Annotated in this window: 11 protein-coding genes and 1 pseudogene; 9 read left to right on the top strand and 3 right to left on the bottom strand. The window is 70.9% G+C overall.

Annotated elements, in window-relative coordinates; genetic code table 11:
• Positions 1 to 24 precede the first annotated feature (24 nt).
• Positions 25 to 186, bottom strand: a complete 162-nt coding sequence (locus tag C7474_RS15110) for a hypothetical protein (RefSeq protein ID WP_199692339.1) — start codon at positions 184 to 186, stop codon at positions 25 to 27.
• A gap of 123 nt (positions 187 to 309) precedes the next feature.
• Here C7474_RS15110 and C7474_RS01320 point away from each other — a divergent pair, with 123 nt between their 5' ends.
• From C7474_RS01320 to C7474_RS01345, 6 genes and pseudogenes are all read left to right on the top strand, one after another.
• Positions 310 to 579, top strand: a complete 270-nt coding sequence (locus C7474_RS01320; protein ID WP_121056955.1) for a DUF7218 family protein — start codon at positions 310 to 312, stop codon at positions 577 to 579.
• Between the two features lies 1 nt (position 580).
• Positions 581 to 1,543, top strand: a complete 963-nt coding sequence (locus C7474_RS01325; protein WP_121056957.1) for a DNA topoisomerase IB — start codon at positions 581 to 583, stop codon at positions 1,541 to 1,543.
• 20 nt (positions 1,544 to 1,563) lie between these two features.
• Complete coding sequence (locus C7474_RS01330; protein ID WP_241965041.1) at positions 1,564 to 1,998, top strand: fluoride efflux transporter FluC; 435 nt, start codon at positions 1,564 to 1,566, stop codon at positions 1,996 to 1,998.
• Positions 1,995 to 2,366 (top strand): fluoride efflux transporter CrcB, encoded by a 372-nt coding sequence (gene crcB / locus C7474_RS01335; RefSeq protein ID WP_121056959.1) that lies wholly within the window; start codon positions 1,995 to 1,997, stop codon positions 2,364 to 2,366. The genes C7474_RS01330 and crcB overlap by 4 nt, the downstream gene beginning before the upstream one ends.
• A gap of 141 nt (positions 2,367 to 2,507) precedes the next feature.
• Positions 2,508 to 5,633 (top strand): annotated as a pseudogene (locus tag C7474_RS01340) (efflux RND transporter permease subunit); the annotation flags it as partial.
• Between the two features lie 1,025 nt (positions 5,634 to 6,658).
• A complete protein-coding gene (locus C7474_RS01345) occupies positions 6,659 to 8,779 on the top strand; it encodes a DEAD/DEAH box helicase (RefSeq protein WP_121056961.1) in 2,121 nt (706 codons plus the stop codon).
• 15 nt (positions 8,780 to 8,794) lie between these two features.
• Here C7474_RS01345 and C7474_RS01350 read toward each other — a convergent pair whose 3' ends face one another.
• Positions 8,795 to 10,060: a glycosyltransferase gene (locus C7474_RS01350; protein ID WP_121056964.1), complete on the bottom strand. Its 1,266-nt coding sequence runs from the start codon at positions 10,058 to 10,060 to the stop codon at positions 8,795 to 8,797.
• Positions 10,061 to 10,139: 79 nt separating this feature from the next.
• Between C7474_RS01350 and C7474_RS01360 the strand changes: the two genes are divergently transcribed.
• Complete coding sequence (locus C7474_RS01360; RefSeq protein WP_147436658.1) at positions 10,140 to 10,787, top strand: hypothetical protein; 648 nt, start codon at positions 10,140 to 10,142, stop codon at positions 10,785 to 10,787.
• Between the two features lie 203 nt (positions 10,788 to 10,990).
• Here C7474_RS01360 and C7474_RS01365 read toward each other — a convergent pair whose 3' ends face one another.
• A complete protein-coding gene (locus tag C7474_RS01365; protein ID WP_121056970.1) occupies positions 10,991 to 12,043 on the bottom strand; it encodes an Rv2578c family radical SAM protein in 1,053 nt (350 codons plus the stop codon).
• A gap of 148 nt (positions 12,044 to 12,191) precedes the next feature.
• Here C7474_RS01365 and C7474_RS01370 point away from each other — a divergent pair, with 148 nt between their 5' ends.
• Positions 12,192 to 13,355 carry an acyl-CoA dehydrogenase family protein gene (locus C7474_RS01370; RefSeq protein WP_121056972.1) on the top strand — a complete coding sequence of 388 codons (1,164 nt, stop codon included), beginning with the start codon at positions 12,192 to 12,194 and terminating at the stop codon, positions 13,353 to 13,355.
• Between the two features lie 229 nt (positions 13,356 to 13,584).
• Complete coding sequence (locus tag C7474_RS01375; protein ID WP_121056974.1) at positions 13,585 to 15,255, top strand: ABC transporter substrate-binding protein; 1,671 nt, start codon at positions 13,585 to 13,587, stop codon at positions 15,253 to 15,255.
• Positions 15,256 to 15,259: the final 4 nt, after the last annotated feature.

Raw genomic sequence — 15,259 nt, forward strand, 5'->3', positions numbered from 1 at the left:
TCACGGCTGGGTGGGGGAGTGGGTCTAGCTCCGCCCGCCGCGCACTGTGCGCAACAGGAACGCGATGATCGCGATCACGGCGACGATGAGGGCCACCCAGAGCAGCCAGTTCAGTGCCGTGTTCAGTCCGCCGACGATCGCGAGCACGATCGCGACGACGATGATGATGATGAGCGCGAGATTCATGGGGTCTCCTTTTCGCTTCCGCTCGCCGGGGCCAGGCGTCCGGACTCAGGCCACGCTAGGACCATTTACGCGTCGACGCCCACCCCTTGTGCACAGCATCCGCGATGCGCTAGCACCGAAGGTATGCCAGGCAAGAAGTCGAACCCGACGCTGAAGGATCAGGACCTCTACGAAGAGCTGCGCGAGCAGGGGAACTCGAAGCAGAAGGCGGCCCGCATCTCCAACGCCGTCGCGCGCGACGGGGCCAAGGCGGTCGGCCACCGCGGCGGCGAATCCGGCTCGTACGACGACTGGACGGTGCCCGACCTGCGACGGCGCGCGAAGGAACTGGGCCTCAGCGGCTACTCCGGCAAGCGGAAGGCGGAGCTCATCCGGATGCTCCGCGACAGCTGACGTGCCGAGACTGCGCCGGGCGCACCCCGGTGACGACGACGGATATCGCCGCATCCGCGTCGGCGACACCTTCCGATACACGGATGCCGCCGGGGCGGCGCTCGAGCCGGACGAGCGCACGCGCGTCGTCGACCTGGTGATCCCTCCCGCGTGGGAGGACGTGTGGATCAGCGCCGACCCGCTCGGCCACATCCAGGCCACCGGCCGCGACGAGGCAGGACGCCTGCAGTACCTCTACCACCCGCTGTGGACGGCGGGACGCGACAAGGGGAAGTACGCCCGGGCGCTGCAACTGGCCGAGGCCCTGCCGCGTGCGCGCGGCCGGGTGACGACGTCGCTGCGCCGTGACGACCTCGACCGCGAACGCGTGCTCGCGACGTCGTTCCGCCTGCTCGACCATGCGGCACCCCGCATCGGCTCGGAGCGCTATCTGCGCAAGCACGGCAGTCGCGGGCTCACGACGCTGCTGCGCCGCGACGCGGCCGTCGAGTCCGGCGTGCTCACCCTGCGCTTCCCGGGCAAGAGCGGGAAACGGCAGGCGCTCGACATCGACGACGCCGAGCTCGCCGTCGTGGCAGAGCTGCTCGTCGCGGGCCGTCCGTCCTCGCCGCTGCTGGCATACCTGCGCGGGCGACGGCGTGTACCGCTCACCCCCAAGGACGTCAACGACTACGTGCGCGCCATGACCGGCGGCACGTTCTCGGCCAAGGACTTCCGCACCCTGCGCGGGACGATCCTCGCCGCCGACGCGCTCGCCCGCATCGGCACGGTCGACACGAAGGCCGACCGCAAGCGCGCCGAGGTGCTCGCCGTGCGCGCCGCCGCCGAGGCGCTCGGCAACACGCCATCCGTCGCGCGCGGCTCGTACATCGATCCGCGGGTGTTCCAGCGCTACAAGCGCGGCATCCTGCTCGACACGTCGGTCTCGCCCGAATCGGCGATCCGCACCCTGATCCTGGGGTGAACCGGCCCTACGGTGAACGCATGGTCCGTGCCGGATGGTTCTCGCCGGGCGCGCTGCTGCTCGTGATGCTCGGCGGCGCCGTCGGCGTCGCCGCGCGCGCCGTCGTCACGGTGCCGCTCGGGGTGCTGCCGCATCCTCTCGTCGTCCCGGCCGCGACGCTCGCGATCAACCTCGCCGGCTCCCTGCTGCTCGGTGTCGTGGTGGGTGCGTTCGACGACCAACGGCCACGGCTGCGCGCGTTCCTCGGCACCGGCGTGCTCGGCGGGTTCACGACGTACTCGGCCTTCGCCGTGCAGTCCGTCACCGTCGGGGCCGCGGCGCCGCTGGTCGGCCTCGCGCTCATGGCCGTGTCGCTGCTGGGCGGTGTGCTGTGCGCGGGGGTCGGGCTGCACCTCGGGCGTCGCCTCGCCGGACGCTCCGTCGACGCGGCCGAGCCCGTGGAGGCCGCCGAATGAACCCGCTCGAGTTCGGCGCGCTGGTGGTGGGCGGCGGCGTGGGCGCCGGCATCCGCTACCTCGTCGACGGTGCGGTCATGCGGGGGCGCCGCGGCGCGTTCCCGCTCGGCATCCTGGTCGTCAACGTGATCGGGGCCTTCCTGCTGGGGCTGCTCACCGGCGCCGACATCGCGCCGAACTGGCTCGCGATCCTCGGCACCGGCGTGCTCGGCGGGTTCACGACCTTCAGCACCGTCTCGGTCGAGACCGTGCTGCTCGCCCAGCGCCGCCGGCGCGACTGGGCATGGGTGAATCTGCTCGGCACGCTCCTCCTTGCACTCGTCGCCGCGAGTCTCGGCATCCTGCTCGGCGGTCTGCTGCCGCGCTGACCGCATCCGCCCGGCGGCCGGCCAGGCGACAGCACGACCGCATCCGCCGCAGGATGACGCGGGCCGAGGCGCATGCCCGTGGAAGAATGGATGCCGATACACGCCTGTATCCGCCCACCGCTGCGACCGCAAAGGCCCTCCGTGTCGAAACTCGCCGTCCTGAGCCTGAAGAACCGCGCGCTCATCGCCCTCGTCACGATCGTCGCGGCGGTCTTCGGCGGGCTTGCGCTCACGAGCCTCAAGCAGGAGCTCATCCCCTCGATCGAGTTCCCGCAGCTCTCGGTGCTCACGACCTACCCGGGCGCTTCCCCCGACGTCGTCAACAACGACGTGTCGACGCCGATCGAGACGGCGATCCAGAGCGTCCCCGGCCTCGAATCGACCACCGCGACGAGCACGACCAACGCGTCGATCATCCAGGCCTCCTTCACGTACGGCACCGACCTCGCGACGGCCGAGCAGAAGATCCTGCAGGCGATCAACCGCATCCAGAGCCAGCTGCCCGACGGTGTCGAGCCCAACGTCGTGTCGTTCTCGATCGACGACCTGCCCGTCATCGCGCTCGCCCTCACCGGCTACGACGACGCCCAGACCATCCAGGGCGAGCTCGAGAACGCCGTCATCCCCGACATCGAAGACATCGCCGGCGTCAGCGGCGCGACGATCGTCGGCGGCCAGGGGCAGCGCGTGACGATCACCCCCGACCCGGCGCGCCTCGCGGAGTCGGGCTTCAGCCAGAGCGACATCTCCGACGCGCTGAAGCAGAACGGCGTGCTGTTCCCGGGCGGCACGGTCAGCGAGGGCGACCAGACTCTGACGGTGCAGACCGGCGCCAAGCTCACCTCGGTCGACGAGATCGCCGCGCTGCCCCTCGTGCCGTCCTCGCCCGAGCAGGCAGCCGGCGGCCCGAAGACGATCGCCGACGTCGCCACGGTCGCGCTCGGGCAGGATCCCGTCACCTCGATCTCGCGTGTGAACGGCGAGCCCGCCCTCACGATCTCGATCACGAAGCTTCCCGCCGCCAACACGGTCGACGTCTCGCGCGCCGTGACCGCCGCCCTCCCCGACCTGCAGTCCGCCATCGGCGACGACGCCGAGTTCACGATCGTCTTCGACCAGGCGCCCTACATCGAGCAGTCGATCGAGGCACTCGCGCAGGAGGGTCTGCTCGGACTCGTCTTCGCCGTGCTCGTCATCTTCGTGTTCCTGCTGTCGGTGCGCTCGACCCTCGTCGCCGCGATCTCGATCCCGACGAGCGTGCTGATCACCTTCGTCGGCATCCAGGCGTTCGGCTATTCGCTCAACATCCTCACCCTCGGCGCCCTCACGATCGCCATCGGACGCGTCGTCGACGACTCGATCGTCGTCATCGAGAACATCAAGCGGCACTATGTCGGCGCCGCCGACAAGCTGCGCTCGATCCTGCTCGCGGTGCGCGAGGTCGCCGCCGCCATCACGGCGTCGACGATCACGACGGTCGCCGTGTTCCTGCCGATCGCCTTCGTCGGCGACGTCACCGGCGAGCTGTTCCGGCCCTTCGCGCTGACCGTCACGATCGCGATGGCGGCGTCGCTGTTCGTCGCGCTCACGATCGTGCCCGTGCTCGCGTACTGGTTCCTCAAGCCCGGCAAGCCTCTGCTCGACGCCGACGGCCGGCAGGTCGACCCCGAGGACCCGTCCGCGCCGCCGTCGCGCCTGCAGAAGGGCTACCTGCCGATCCTGCGCTGGACGCTCAAGCACTCCTGGATCACCCTGCTGCTCGCGGTGCTCGTGCTCGCCGGCACCGTGGCCGCCGCCCCGCTGATGAAGACGAACTTCCTCGGCGACAGCGGCCAGAACACCTTCACCGTCACACAGGATCTCGGCCCCGCCGCGAGCCTCGATGCGCAGGATGCCGCCGCCCAGACCGTCGAGGATGCGATCCTCGGCGTCGACGGCATCGACACCGTGCAGACCTCGATCGGCTCGTCGGGCTCGGCGATCCGCGACGCGTTCGCCGGCGGCGGCGCCGGGATCACGTACTCGATCACGACCGACCCGTCGGCCGACCAGGTGGCCGTGCGCGAAGACGTGCAGCAGGCCGTCACCGACCTCGACGACGTCGGCACCGTGACCGTCTCGGGCGGTCAGGGCGGCTTCGGCTCGAGCGACATCGAGGTCGACGTGACCGCGCCCGACGCCGTCGCGCTGCAGCAGGCCACCGACACGGTCGTCGATGCACTCGACGGCGCCGACGGCCTCGGCCAAGTGACCTCGAACCTCGCCGCCTCGCTGCCCTACGTCGCCGTGACCGTCGACCGCGACGCGGCCGCCGCGCTGGGTCTATCGGAGGTCGCCGTCGGCGGCCTCGTGTCGAGCACGATGCAGCCCGCACAGATCGGCACCGTCGAGATCGACGGCACCGGGCTCACCGTCTACCTGCAGGCCGAGTCGGTGCCCGCGACGATCGGAGACCTGCAGAACCTGCAGATCCCGAGCGCCGCCGGGCCCATCCCGCTGTCGCAGATCGCCACGGTCGAAGAGAGCGAGGGCCCCACCTCGATCACGACGCAGCGCGGCCAGCGCACCGCGACCGTGACGGTGACCCCGTCCACCGACGACCTCAACGCGGCATCCGCCTCGGTGACCGCGGCCATCGCCGACCTCGACCTGCCCACGGGCGCCGACGCCGAGGTCGGGGGCGTGCTCTCGCAGCAGCAGGACGCCTTCGGTCAGCTCGGGCTCGCGATGCTCGCGGCGATCCTCATCGTCTACATCGTGATGGTCGCGACGTTCAAGTCTCTGCGCCAGCCGCTGCTGCTGCTGATCTCGGTGCCGTTCGCGGCGACCGGCGCCATCCTGCTGCAGATCGCGACCGGCGTGCCGCTGGGAGTCGCCTCGCTCATCGGCGTACTGATGCTCATCGGCATCGTCGTCACGAACGCGATCGTGCTCGTCGACCTCGTCAACCAGTACCGCGAGAAGGGGCTGACGGCGCACGATGCGACCCTCGCCGGCGGTGCTCGTCGACTGCGGCCGATCCTCATGACCGCCCTCGCGACGATCTTCGCGCTGACGCCGATGGCCCTCGGCATCACCGGCCACGGCGGGTTCATCTCGCAGCCGCTCGCGATCGTCGTGATCGGCGGCCTCATCTCGTCGACCGTGCTGACCCTGCTCGTGCTGCCGACGCTGTACAACCTCGTCGAAGGCGCCAAGGAGCGTCGCCGCGTGCGCCGCGGCGAGCCCGCCGTGCTGCCGTCCGGGTTCGCCCCGGGGGCCCCGGCCGCCGCGCTCGTCGGTGTCGGGGTGGATGCGGGTGCCGGTGCCGCCGGTGTCGCGGGCGCCGAGGGCGCCGCGGGCGCTGCGCCGGCCACGCGCCGTGAGCGGCGGATGCTGCAGGAGGCCGCGACCGGCGGCATCCCGATCATCGCGCCGGTCGCCGTCGCCGCGGCCGACGAGCCTGTCGCGGAGTCGGTGGAGCCTGCGGCCGAGGTGGCGCCCGTGATCGAGGAGGCACCCGACGTCGAGGTCGCCTCCGACGCGCCGGCGCCCGCCGCGGCGCTCGAGGACGCGTCGGACGAGGCCGCCGCATCCGACCTGCCCGTCGAGACGGAGTCGGACGACGAAGGCGAACCGGACGCCGAAGGCGAGCCCGCAGTTCACGGCGAGTCGGAGGAGACGGCCGCCGAGCCGGAGCCCCACGACGAGTCGCGTGAGGACGACGCGTCCGACACCGCCCTGGAGCCCGTCATCGAGGAGTCGCCGGACGTGGAACTCACCTCCGACGAGCCCGCGGGCGGTTCTCCCCGAGCCGACGATGAGCCGACCGGGTCGGAGTCCGAGGGTGAGACCGAGTCCGAGGTCGCACAGGCGTGGGCGCCCAGCGATGACTGGCACCCCGTCGCGGAGGAGTCGTCCGCGCACGAAGAGCCCGCGCCCGAGGCGTCTGCGGACGAGGATTCGGCTCCCGAGCACAGTGAGTTGGACGGCGACGACTCCGGCGACGCGGACGACGAGGCCGGCGACGCCGCTCACGACGGCGACGAACACCACCACCACCGCGACTGACGGCATCCGTTGGGAACCCGCCGCGACCGGCGGGTTCCCAGGCGGGGCCGGTAGACTCCTGCGGTCGGCTTTCGGACACCGCGTACGCGCGGATGGGTTTGTGAGTCCAGGGGCCGATGGTGAGCGTCGATCGACGCACATGACCATCACTGTGAATGGCCCCGGCGACGTCCGGGCGGCCCGCCCCGCGGATCTCGCGAGCGGGCGCTGTTCTCGTGCGAACAGAACCCGGAAAGACCCCCATGCCCAAGAACAAGAAGCCGGCCGGCGGCCGCGCGCAGAACTTCGAGCCGCGCTACGGCAAGAAGACCTCCTTCCAGGATGCGAAGCGTCGCCCCGGGCAGTCGTCCGCCGGCACGCCCGGCAGCAAGAGCCCCGGCCACCGCGGCTACCGGCCCGAGGCCGAAGAGGCCCCTGCCAAGAAGCGCTGGTCGGCACAGGAGCGCGCCGGCCGCGACGAGGCCCGCGGCATCCGCAACCACTCCCGCGACACCCGCCGCGACGACCGTCCCGCCCGCGACGAGCGTCCGCGCCGTGACGCCGGCGACCGCGCCCCGCGTCGCTCGTTCGACGACCGCGCCCCCCGTCGTGCCTTCGACGACCGGCCTGTTCGCAACTCCGGAGAATTCGACCGCAACCGGGCGCAGCGCGGCGATTCGGGCCGCGAGCGCACGGATGTCCGGAGTTATGACCGCCCGGCCCGGGGCTTCGACCGCCCAGCCCGGGGCTTCGACCGCCGCACCTTCGACGACCGCCCGCGCCGCGACTACGACGACCGCCCGGTTCGCAACTCCGGAGATGTCGACCGGAACCGGCCGCAGCGCGGCGAATCCGGCCGCGACCGCACCGATCTCCGGAGTTATGACCGCCCCGCCCGGGGCGACCGCCCCCGTCGTGACGACGGACCCGCGCGGAGCTTCGACCGCCCGGCCCGTGACGACCGCGCCCGCCGCGACGACCGGTCCCGGCGCGACGACCGTCCCGGGCGCGACCGCACCGAGACGCGCGCGAACCGGTCGGATTGGGGCCACGCGGCGGGAGGCTCCGCGCACCGCGATAGCGGTGGGTGGAGTCGGCGTGGGGAGAGCGCCGACTCCAAGGCGGCGGCGCACGCCGACCACGTCGACGTCGTGCACGAGCGGCTGCAGGCCGAAGCGGTGGATGCCGCGACCGTGACGGCCGCCGGGTTCGGCGACCTCGGGCTCGGGCAGAACATCGTCAAGCGTCTCGCCGAGCTCGGCGCCGAGACGCCGTTCCCGATCCAGGCCGCGACGATCCGTCCGATCCTCGACGGCCGCGACGTGCTCGCCCGCGGACGCACCGGTTCGGGTAAGACCATCGCCTTCGGCGCGCCGCTGGTCGAGGCGGTGCTGCGCGGTCAGGCCGGCAAGCGCCGCGAGTTCGGGCGCGCCCCGAAGGCGCTGATCCTCGCCCCCACGCGCGAACTCGCGCTGCAGATCGACCGCACGGTGCAGGCGCTCGCCCGCAGCGTCGGCCTGTTCACGACGCAGATCTACGGCGGGGTCCCCCAGGCGCGCCAGGTCGGCGCGCTGAAGAAGGGCGTCGACATCATCGTCGGCACCCCGGGCCGCATCGAAGACCTCGAGCGTCAGGGCAAGCTCGACTTGTCCGACATCGGCGTCGTCGTGCTCGACGAGGCCGACCACATGAGCGAGCTCGGCTTCCTCGAGCCGATGCAGCGCATCCTCCGCCTCGTGCCGCAGGATGCCCAGAAGCTCCTCTTCTCGGCCACCCTCGACCGCGAGGTCGCCGCGCTGGTCGATGAGTTCCTGATCGACCCGGCCGTCTACGAGGTCGCCGGCGAGACGCAGGACACCGGCACGATCGAGCACCGCGTGCTCGTGATCGACCACCGCGACAAGACCGAGATGCTCGTCTCGCTTGCCGACCGCGACGGCAAGACGCTGATCTTCACCCGCACGCGCGCGTTCGCCGAGATGGTGGCCGAGAGCCTCGACGACGCCGGCATCCCCGCCGTCGCCCTGCACGGCGACCTCAACCAGGCCAAGCGCACCCGCAACCTGCAGCGCCTCACCGACGGCAAGGTGCGGGTGCTCGTCGCCACCGATGTCGCGGCCCGCGGCATCCACGTCGACGACATCGACCTCGTCATCCAGGCGGATGCGGCCGAGGAGTACAAGACGTACCTGCACCGTTCGGGTCGCACCGGGCGCGCCGGGCGTGAGGGCACCGTGGTGACGCTCATCACGCGTCAGCGCCGCCGCCGGATGCAGGAGATGCTCGAGCGCGCCGAGATCGACGCGCCGTTCGACGACGTGCGTCTCGGCGACGACCTGCTCGAGGAGCTCAGCGGCCGTCAGGCCCGCGACGTCGACGCCTGAGTCGGTCGCGCCGGTTCAGGCCAGCGTCTCGAGGGCGGATGCGGCCGCGCCGGCGCCCCCGGCGGCCTCGAGCTGCGCGGCGACCCTCTGTGCGGCCGCGCGGTAGGACGGGTCCGCACGCACCCGTCGCACCGCGGTGCGCACCTGCATCGCGGTGGGGGTGCCGGTCTTCAGGTTCACGCCGGCGCCCGACCACGCCACGCGGGCGGCGACTTCGGGTTTGTCGAGGTCGCCGCCGGCGACGACCAGCGGGATGCCGCGGCTGAGCGCGCCCAGCGTGCCTCCCCAGCCGCCGTTGGTCACCATGGTCTCGATCTTCGGCAGCAGGTGCGCGTGCGGCAGGAACCCCGCAACCCGCACGTTGGCCGGCACGGGGAACGGCAGCTCGTCGCGCCCGCGGATGCCGGTGGTCGCGACGACCAGCACGGGCTCGCCGGCGAGGGCCTCCATCGCGGGACGCAGCAGATCGTCGGGGTCGATGTTCTGGGTGCCCTGCGTGACGTGCACGACGGGCAGCGGCCCGTCGAGCTCGCCCCACCACGGCGGCGGGTCGAACGGTGCCGTCGACGGCCGCGAGAGCGCGCCGACGAACCGCAGCGACGCCGGTCGGTCGGTGCGTCCGTAGTCGAGCAGGCGGCATCCGGCGGCCACCGCGAGGTGGGGCGAGAATGCCTGATGGTCGAGTCCCGCGCGCGACGGCGCGACGCCCGCCTCCGCCCGCGCGCGGCGCAGGGCGCCGCTGATCGGTCCCGACAGCACCGGGACCGCGGCGCGCAGCAGCGCGTCACGCGTGCGCGTGAGCGGATTCGTCCCCGGCGCCAGTCCGAGTCCTCCCGGCGGGCCCTGGGCGCCGGCGAGGTTCAGCGGGATGATGCAGATCGTCGCCCAGATCGTGCCCTCGCGTTGCGCGAAGAACGCGGCTCCGAGCGACATCTCGTCGCCCGCGATCACGTCCCACGGTTGGCGCGCGTACTCGGCGGCCAGGTCGCGCGCCTGGGCGGGTGCCGTCGCGATGAACACGTCGACGACGTTGACGAGCACCTGCCGCATCCCCTTCTTCCCGCGGAGCCGGGGGAACGTCGCCGGCAGGTCGTGCTCGTCGAAGTCGGGCGCCTCCCGCCAGGGCACCAGTCGTGCCCCGGATGCGGTGACCGCGGCGGCGAAGGCCTGCCCGGTGTACACGCGCACGTCGTGGTCGCGGGCGACGAGCTCGGCGGCGACGGCGAGGACGGGATTCACGTGCCCCGTGAACGGCTGCACCGACAGCAGGTACCGGGTCATGGCGCCATGATCCTCCGACCGGGGTCGTCCCGCCAGATGCCGCTCGCCCGGCCGACGGTCGCACCGCTACGGTGGGCGCATGGGGAGACGTACGGCCGTCGCGGGGGCAGCGGCGATCATGATGCTGGGGCTTGCCGCGTGCAGTGCGCCGACCACGACGACCGCGCCGACGGGCACGCCGACGCCGACACCGACGGCGACCGTGGTGACGACGGCGCCGACCCCGTCGGAGTCACCCGATCCCGGGGCGTCATCGTCGGCATCCGGGCCGCTGACGATGCCGACGTGCGACCAGATCATGGACGCGGCGGCCACCGCTGAGCTGTTCGACTCCGCGATCGTCCCGATCACCGGGATCGACGGTCTCGACCCGCAGGGGCTCCCGGGGCCGGTGGCGCAGGCGGCGCTCGCGTCGGCGTCCAACCGGGTCTCGTGCATGTGGGGCATCCCGAACTCCGACGGCGGGTTCCACGGCGTCGTCGCCGAGCTCGATCCCACGACGCGCGCAGGCCTCGTCGCGGCGCTCGATGCGAGCGACTACGAGCGCTCGACCGTCGCGGGCGCGCCCACGTGGGGCACCGACGTCGACGACGTGATGGGGTACTCGGTCTCGTACACGATCGACGGCGACGCGTGGGTGATCGTGCTCGGCACCCTGTTCTTCCACGACCATTCCGCGCCTGTGACCGAGCGGGCGCTCGCCGCGCTGCGCGCCGCCAACGCCTAGCACCGAGCTCGCGCCGCCGTCCGCCAGCGCCCGTCCAGACGCGCTCGTCGCCCTCCCGACGCGCCCTCGCTGTGCACATCTCAGGATGAACCGGACCGGTGGTCACCGTACGCCGCGGATTCCCGGGGTGGCTCGCGGCGGCGGCAGTCGATCATCCTGAGAAGTGAACAGCGGGACGCCGGAGCGCCGCACAGGCGAGGCGGTCAGAACAGGGTGGCTGCCGCCGACATCCGCGCCGCCGCGCGACCCGTCGTGCGCACCGGTCCCGGGCGGGTGTGGCGCGCCTCGACCTCCTCCTCGGCGCCGCCGGCGAGACGGTGGCGGCGCAGCAGCGGGCGCACCCGCGCCGCGAGCATCTTGCGGTAGCCGACCGGCGCTCCCACCGAGACGCCGGGATACAGTCCGCGGTACGCCGGCAGCAGATCCGGGCGCTCCCGCTCCAGCCACTGCCAGAACCACTGCTTCGCCCCGGGCCGCAGATGCAGCGCGCCGAACACGACCCGGGTGGCGCCGGCATCCGCGATGCGTGCGAGAGCGTGGTCGAGCGCGGCGGGGGAGTCGGTGAGGTGCGGCAGGATCGGCATGAGGAACACCGTCACCCGGAACCCCGCATCCGTCGCGGCACGCACCGTCGCCAGCCGCGCCGTCGCCGACGGGGTGCCCGGCTCCACGAGCTTCTGCAGGGCGTCGTCGAAGACCGCGATCGACATCGCGATCGACACCCGCACGGATGCCGCCGCGTCGGCGAGCAGGGGCAGGTCGCGGCGCAGCAGGGTGCCCTTCGTCAGCACCGAGAAGCCGGTGCCGCCGGCGGTGAGCGCGTCGATGATGCCCGGCATGAGCGCGTAGCGCCCCTCGGCCCGCTGATACGGGTCGGTGTTCGTCCCCAGCGCGACCGACTCGCGACGCCATGTCGGACGGGCCAGCTCCCGGCGCAGCACCTCGGCGACGTTGGTCTTCACGACGATCTGGCTGTCGAAGTCGCGACCGGCGTCGAGGTCGAGGTACTCGTGGGTCTTCCTCGCGAAACAGTAGGTGCAGGCGTGACTGCAACCCCGGTACGGGTTGACGGTCCAGTCGAAGGGCATCGCGGACGCGCCCGGCACATGGTTGAGGGCCGACTTGGCGAGCACCTCGTGGAACGTGATACCGGCGAACTCGGGTGTCGTCACCGAGCGCACGAGACCGTCGAGCGACTCCAGGCCGGGGAGCGCGGCGGCATCCGACGCCCCCACCTGCTGCCCCTGCCATCTCATGACCGAAGTCGAACATAAAAGCGCATGTAGTGCAAGATGGACAGCTTGTGCATAGTACATAAACCGGGATACTGAGTATCAAAGCGGCTGGCATCCGATTTCATATCGACGTAAGATCGACACGCCATCGATGATGAGGAGGCAGCGCATGGAGCGCGACATCTACGACGAGGACCACGAGGCGTTCCGCGACGTCGTCAAGGAGTTCCTCAAGCGCTACGCGACTGAGGAGAAGCGCAAGCAGTGGGAGGCCGACGGCGAGATCGACCGCGCCACCATGCTCGCCGCCGGTGAGGCCGGCATCATCGGACTGTCGGTTCCCGAGGAGTTCGGCGGCGCCGGGATGCTGCAGGACTACCGCTTCCGCGCGGTCGTGCTCGAAGAGGTCATCGGCGCCGGGCAGGGGTCGCTGGCCGGTGCCCTCGGCATCCAGGACGACCTGGCCGTTCCCTACATCGTGCACATGGGCACGCAGGAGCAGAAGGAGAAGTGGCTCCCCGGCATGGCGACCGGCGAGATCCTGGGCGCCCTCGCGATGACCGAGCCCGGTGCCGGCAGCGACCTGCGCGGCATCAAGACCACCGCGAAGAAGACCGAGGGCGGCTACATCGTCAACGGCGCGAAGACCTTCATCTCGTCGGGCAAGACGGCCGACATGGTCGTCACGTTCGTGAAGACGGGGGAGGGCAACCGCCCCGACGCCTTCAGCCTGCTGATCCTCGAGAACGGGATGGCGGGCTTCGACCACGGCAAGAAGCTCGAGAAGATGGGCTTCCACGGCTGGGACACCGCCGAGCTGTCGTTCACCGACGTCTTCGTCCCCGAGGAGAACCTCATCGGCGGCAAGGAGGGTCTCGGCTTCATCCAGCTCATGATGAACCTGCCGCTGGAGCGCCTGTCGATCGGCGTCGCCGCGGCGGCCGCCGGTGAGGCCGCGTTCGCCTGGACGCGCGACTACGTCATCAGTCGTGAGGCGTTCGGCGAGCGGATCGCCGACTTCCAGAACACCCGCTTCAAGCTCGCCGACATGGCCACGACGGTCGACGTCATGTGGGCCTACATCGACCGCGCCATGGAGCTGTACGCCGATCAGAAGCTCACCGCCGAAGAGGCGGCCAAGGTCAAGTTCTGGGCGACCGACCGCGAGGCGGAGCTGCTCGACGTCGGTGTGCAGCTGCACGGCGGCTACGGCTACATCACGGAGTACCCCATCGCCCGCGCCTACCTCGACGCGCGCGTGCACCGCATCTACGGCGGCACGAACGAGATCATGCGCGACCTCGTCAGCCGCCAGATCGTCGGGAAGCGCTGACACCACCCCACCGCACGCACGACCGACGGATGCCGGAATCCCCCGATCAGGGGTGATTCCGGCATCTGTCGTATGCGTGTGCATCGGGTGAACGGCTCCGACACGCAACCGTTACAATAAAGACTGTTACCGGATACTTTGTTTCCTTTAACATCGACGCAAGCCCGAAGCGGTCCCGCCTCGGTCGCCCTTCACCAAGCAATGAAGCAAGAAAGGAATCGTCGAACCGATGAGACGAGAACTGCGAAAGGCGGCCCTGGCCGCTGCCGCCGGTGCTGTCGCACTCACCCTCGCACTGTCGGGCTGCTCCGGATCCTCCTCCGGTGACAGCTCCGCCTCCAGCGACCGCGTCCTGCGCGTCTGGGCCGGCAGCCAGACCCCCATCACGGCGAACTTCAACCCGTTCGCCCCCACCGTCCTGCACGCCGCGCTCGGTCCCATCTACGAGCCGCTGTTCTTCTTCAACAAGACCAGCGACTCCGAGCCCGAGGGCATGCTCGCCGAGAGCTACGAGTACAACGAGGACGGCACCGTCATCACCGTCAAGCTCAAGGACGGCGTGAAGTGGAACGACGGCGAGGCGTTCACCGCCGACGACGTCGTGTTCACCTACGAGTACCCGGGCAACGAGAACCAGTACTTCGTCTCGGCCGAGGCCACCGACGACACCACCGTCGTGCTGACCTACAACGAGCCGCAGTTCACCAACGCGTTCGGCATCCTCGGCAGCACCTGGATGCTGCCCGAGCACATCTGGAAGGACGTCGACGACTTCGCGACGTTCACCGACGAGAACCCGGTCGGCACCGGCCCCTACAAGGTCGACACCGTCACCGACGCCTCGTACACCGTCGTCGCGAACGAGAACTTCCGCGACGAGGGCGTGCCCGCCATCAAGACGGTGCAGTACATCGGCATCGACGCGAACCAGTCGGCGCAGGATCTGCTCGCCGCCGGCAAGCTCGACTGGACCGGCATGTTCATCCCGAACCCCGACGACGTCACGTCCAACGGGATCATCTCGTGGATCAACACGCCGCAGGACCCGACCGTGCTCTACACGTGCTCGAACGCCGACATGGGCTGCACCGGTCCGCAGACCGACCTCGCCGTCCGTCAGGCGCTGAACGTCGCCATCGACCGCGGCACGATCACCGACAAGGCGTTCGTGGGCCTGGCCGCCACCATCTCGCCGGCGTACACGCTGATGCCGCGCGACGAGAAGTGGCTCGCCGACCCGGCCAACGCCGAGAGCCCGCAGACCGCCGACGCGGCCGCCGCGGGTGCGATCCTCGAGGCCGCCGGTTACACCAAGGGCTCCGACGGGTTCTACGGCAAGGACGGCGCCCCGATCGAGCTCTCGCTGACCTCGGTCGACGGCTGGACCGACTACAACGACGCCGCCAAGCTCATCTCCGAGCAGGCCGCCGCCGCGGGCATCAAGGTGACCGCCTCGACGGTGCAGTGGCAGGAGTTCTCGGACTCCCGTCAGAACGGCACGTACCAGCTCATCATGGGCGGCATGATCGGCACCTCGGTGGCCGACCCGTTCCAGATCTACAAGGACTGGTTCTCGAGCCAGGCCACGCAGCCGGTGGGCACCCAGCTCGACCCGGGTGACTGGAACTTCAGTCGCTACAGCAACCCCGTCGTCGACGAGGCCGTCAACGCGGCCGCCTCGACCAACGACGAGGCCGCCAAGAAGGAGGCGTACGCCACGATCCAGACCGCGATCGTCAACGACGTTCCCTACATCCCGCTGGTCATCAACGCCACGCAGACGTTCTACAACTCGAAGGACTTCGCCGGCTGGCCGACCGAGGACGACCTGTACGCCTTCCCGCCCTCCTGGGGTTCGGTGGCGGCGGGCTACGTCCTGCAGCACCTGACGCTGAAGTAAACCG

It is taken from the genome of Microbacterium telephonicum, assembly GCF_003651225.1.
GTDB lineage: Bacteria > Actinomycetota > Actinomycetes > Actinomycetales > Microbacteriaceae > Microbacterium > Microbacterium telephonicum.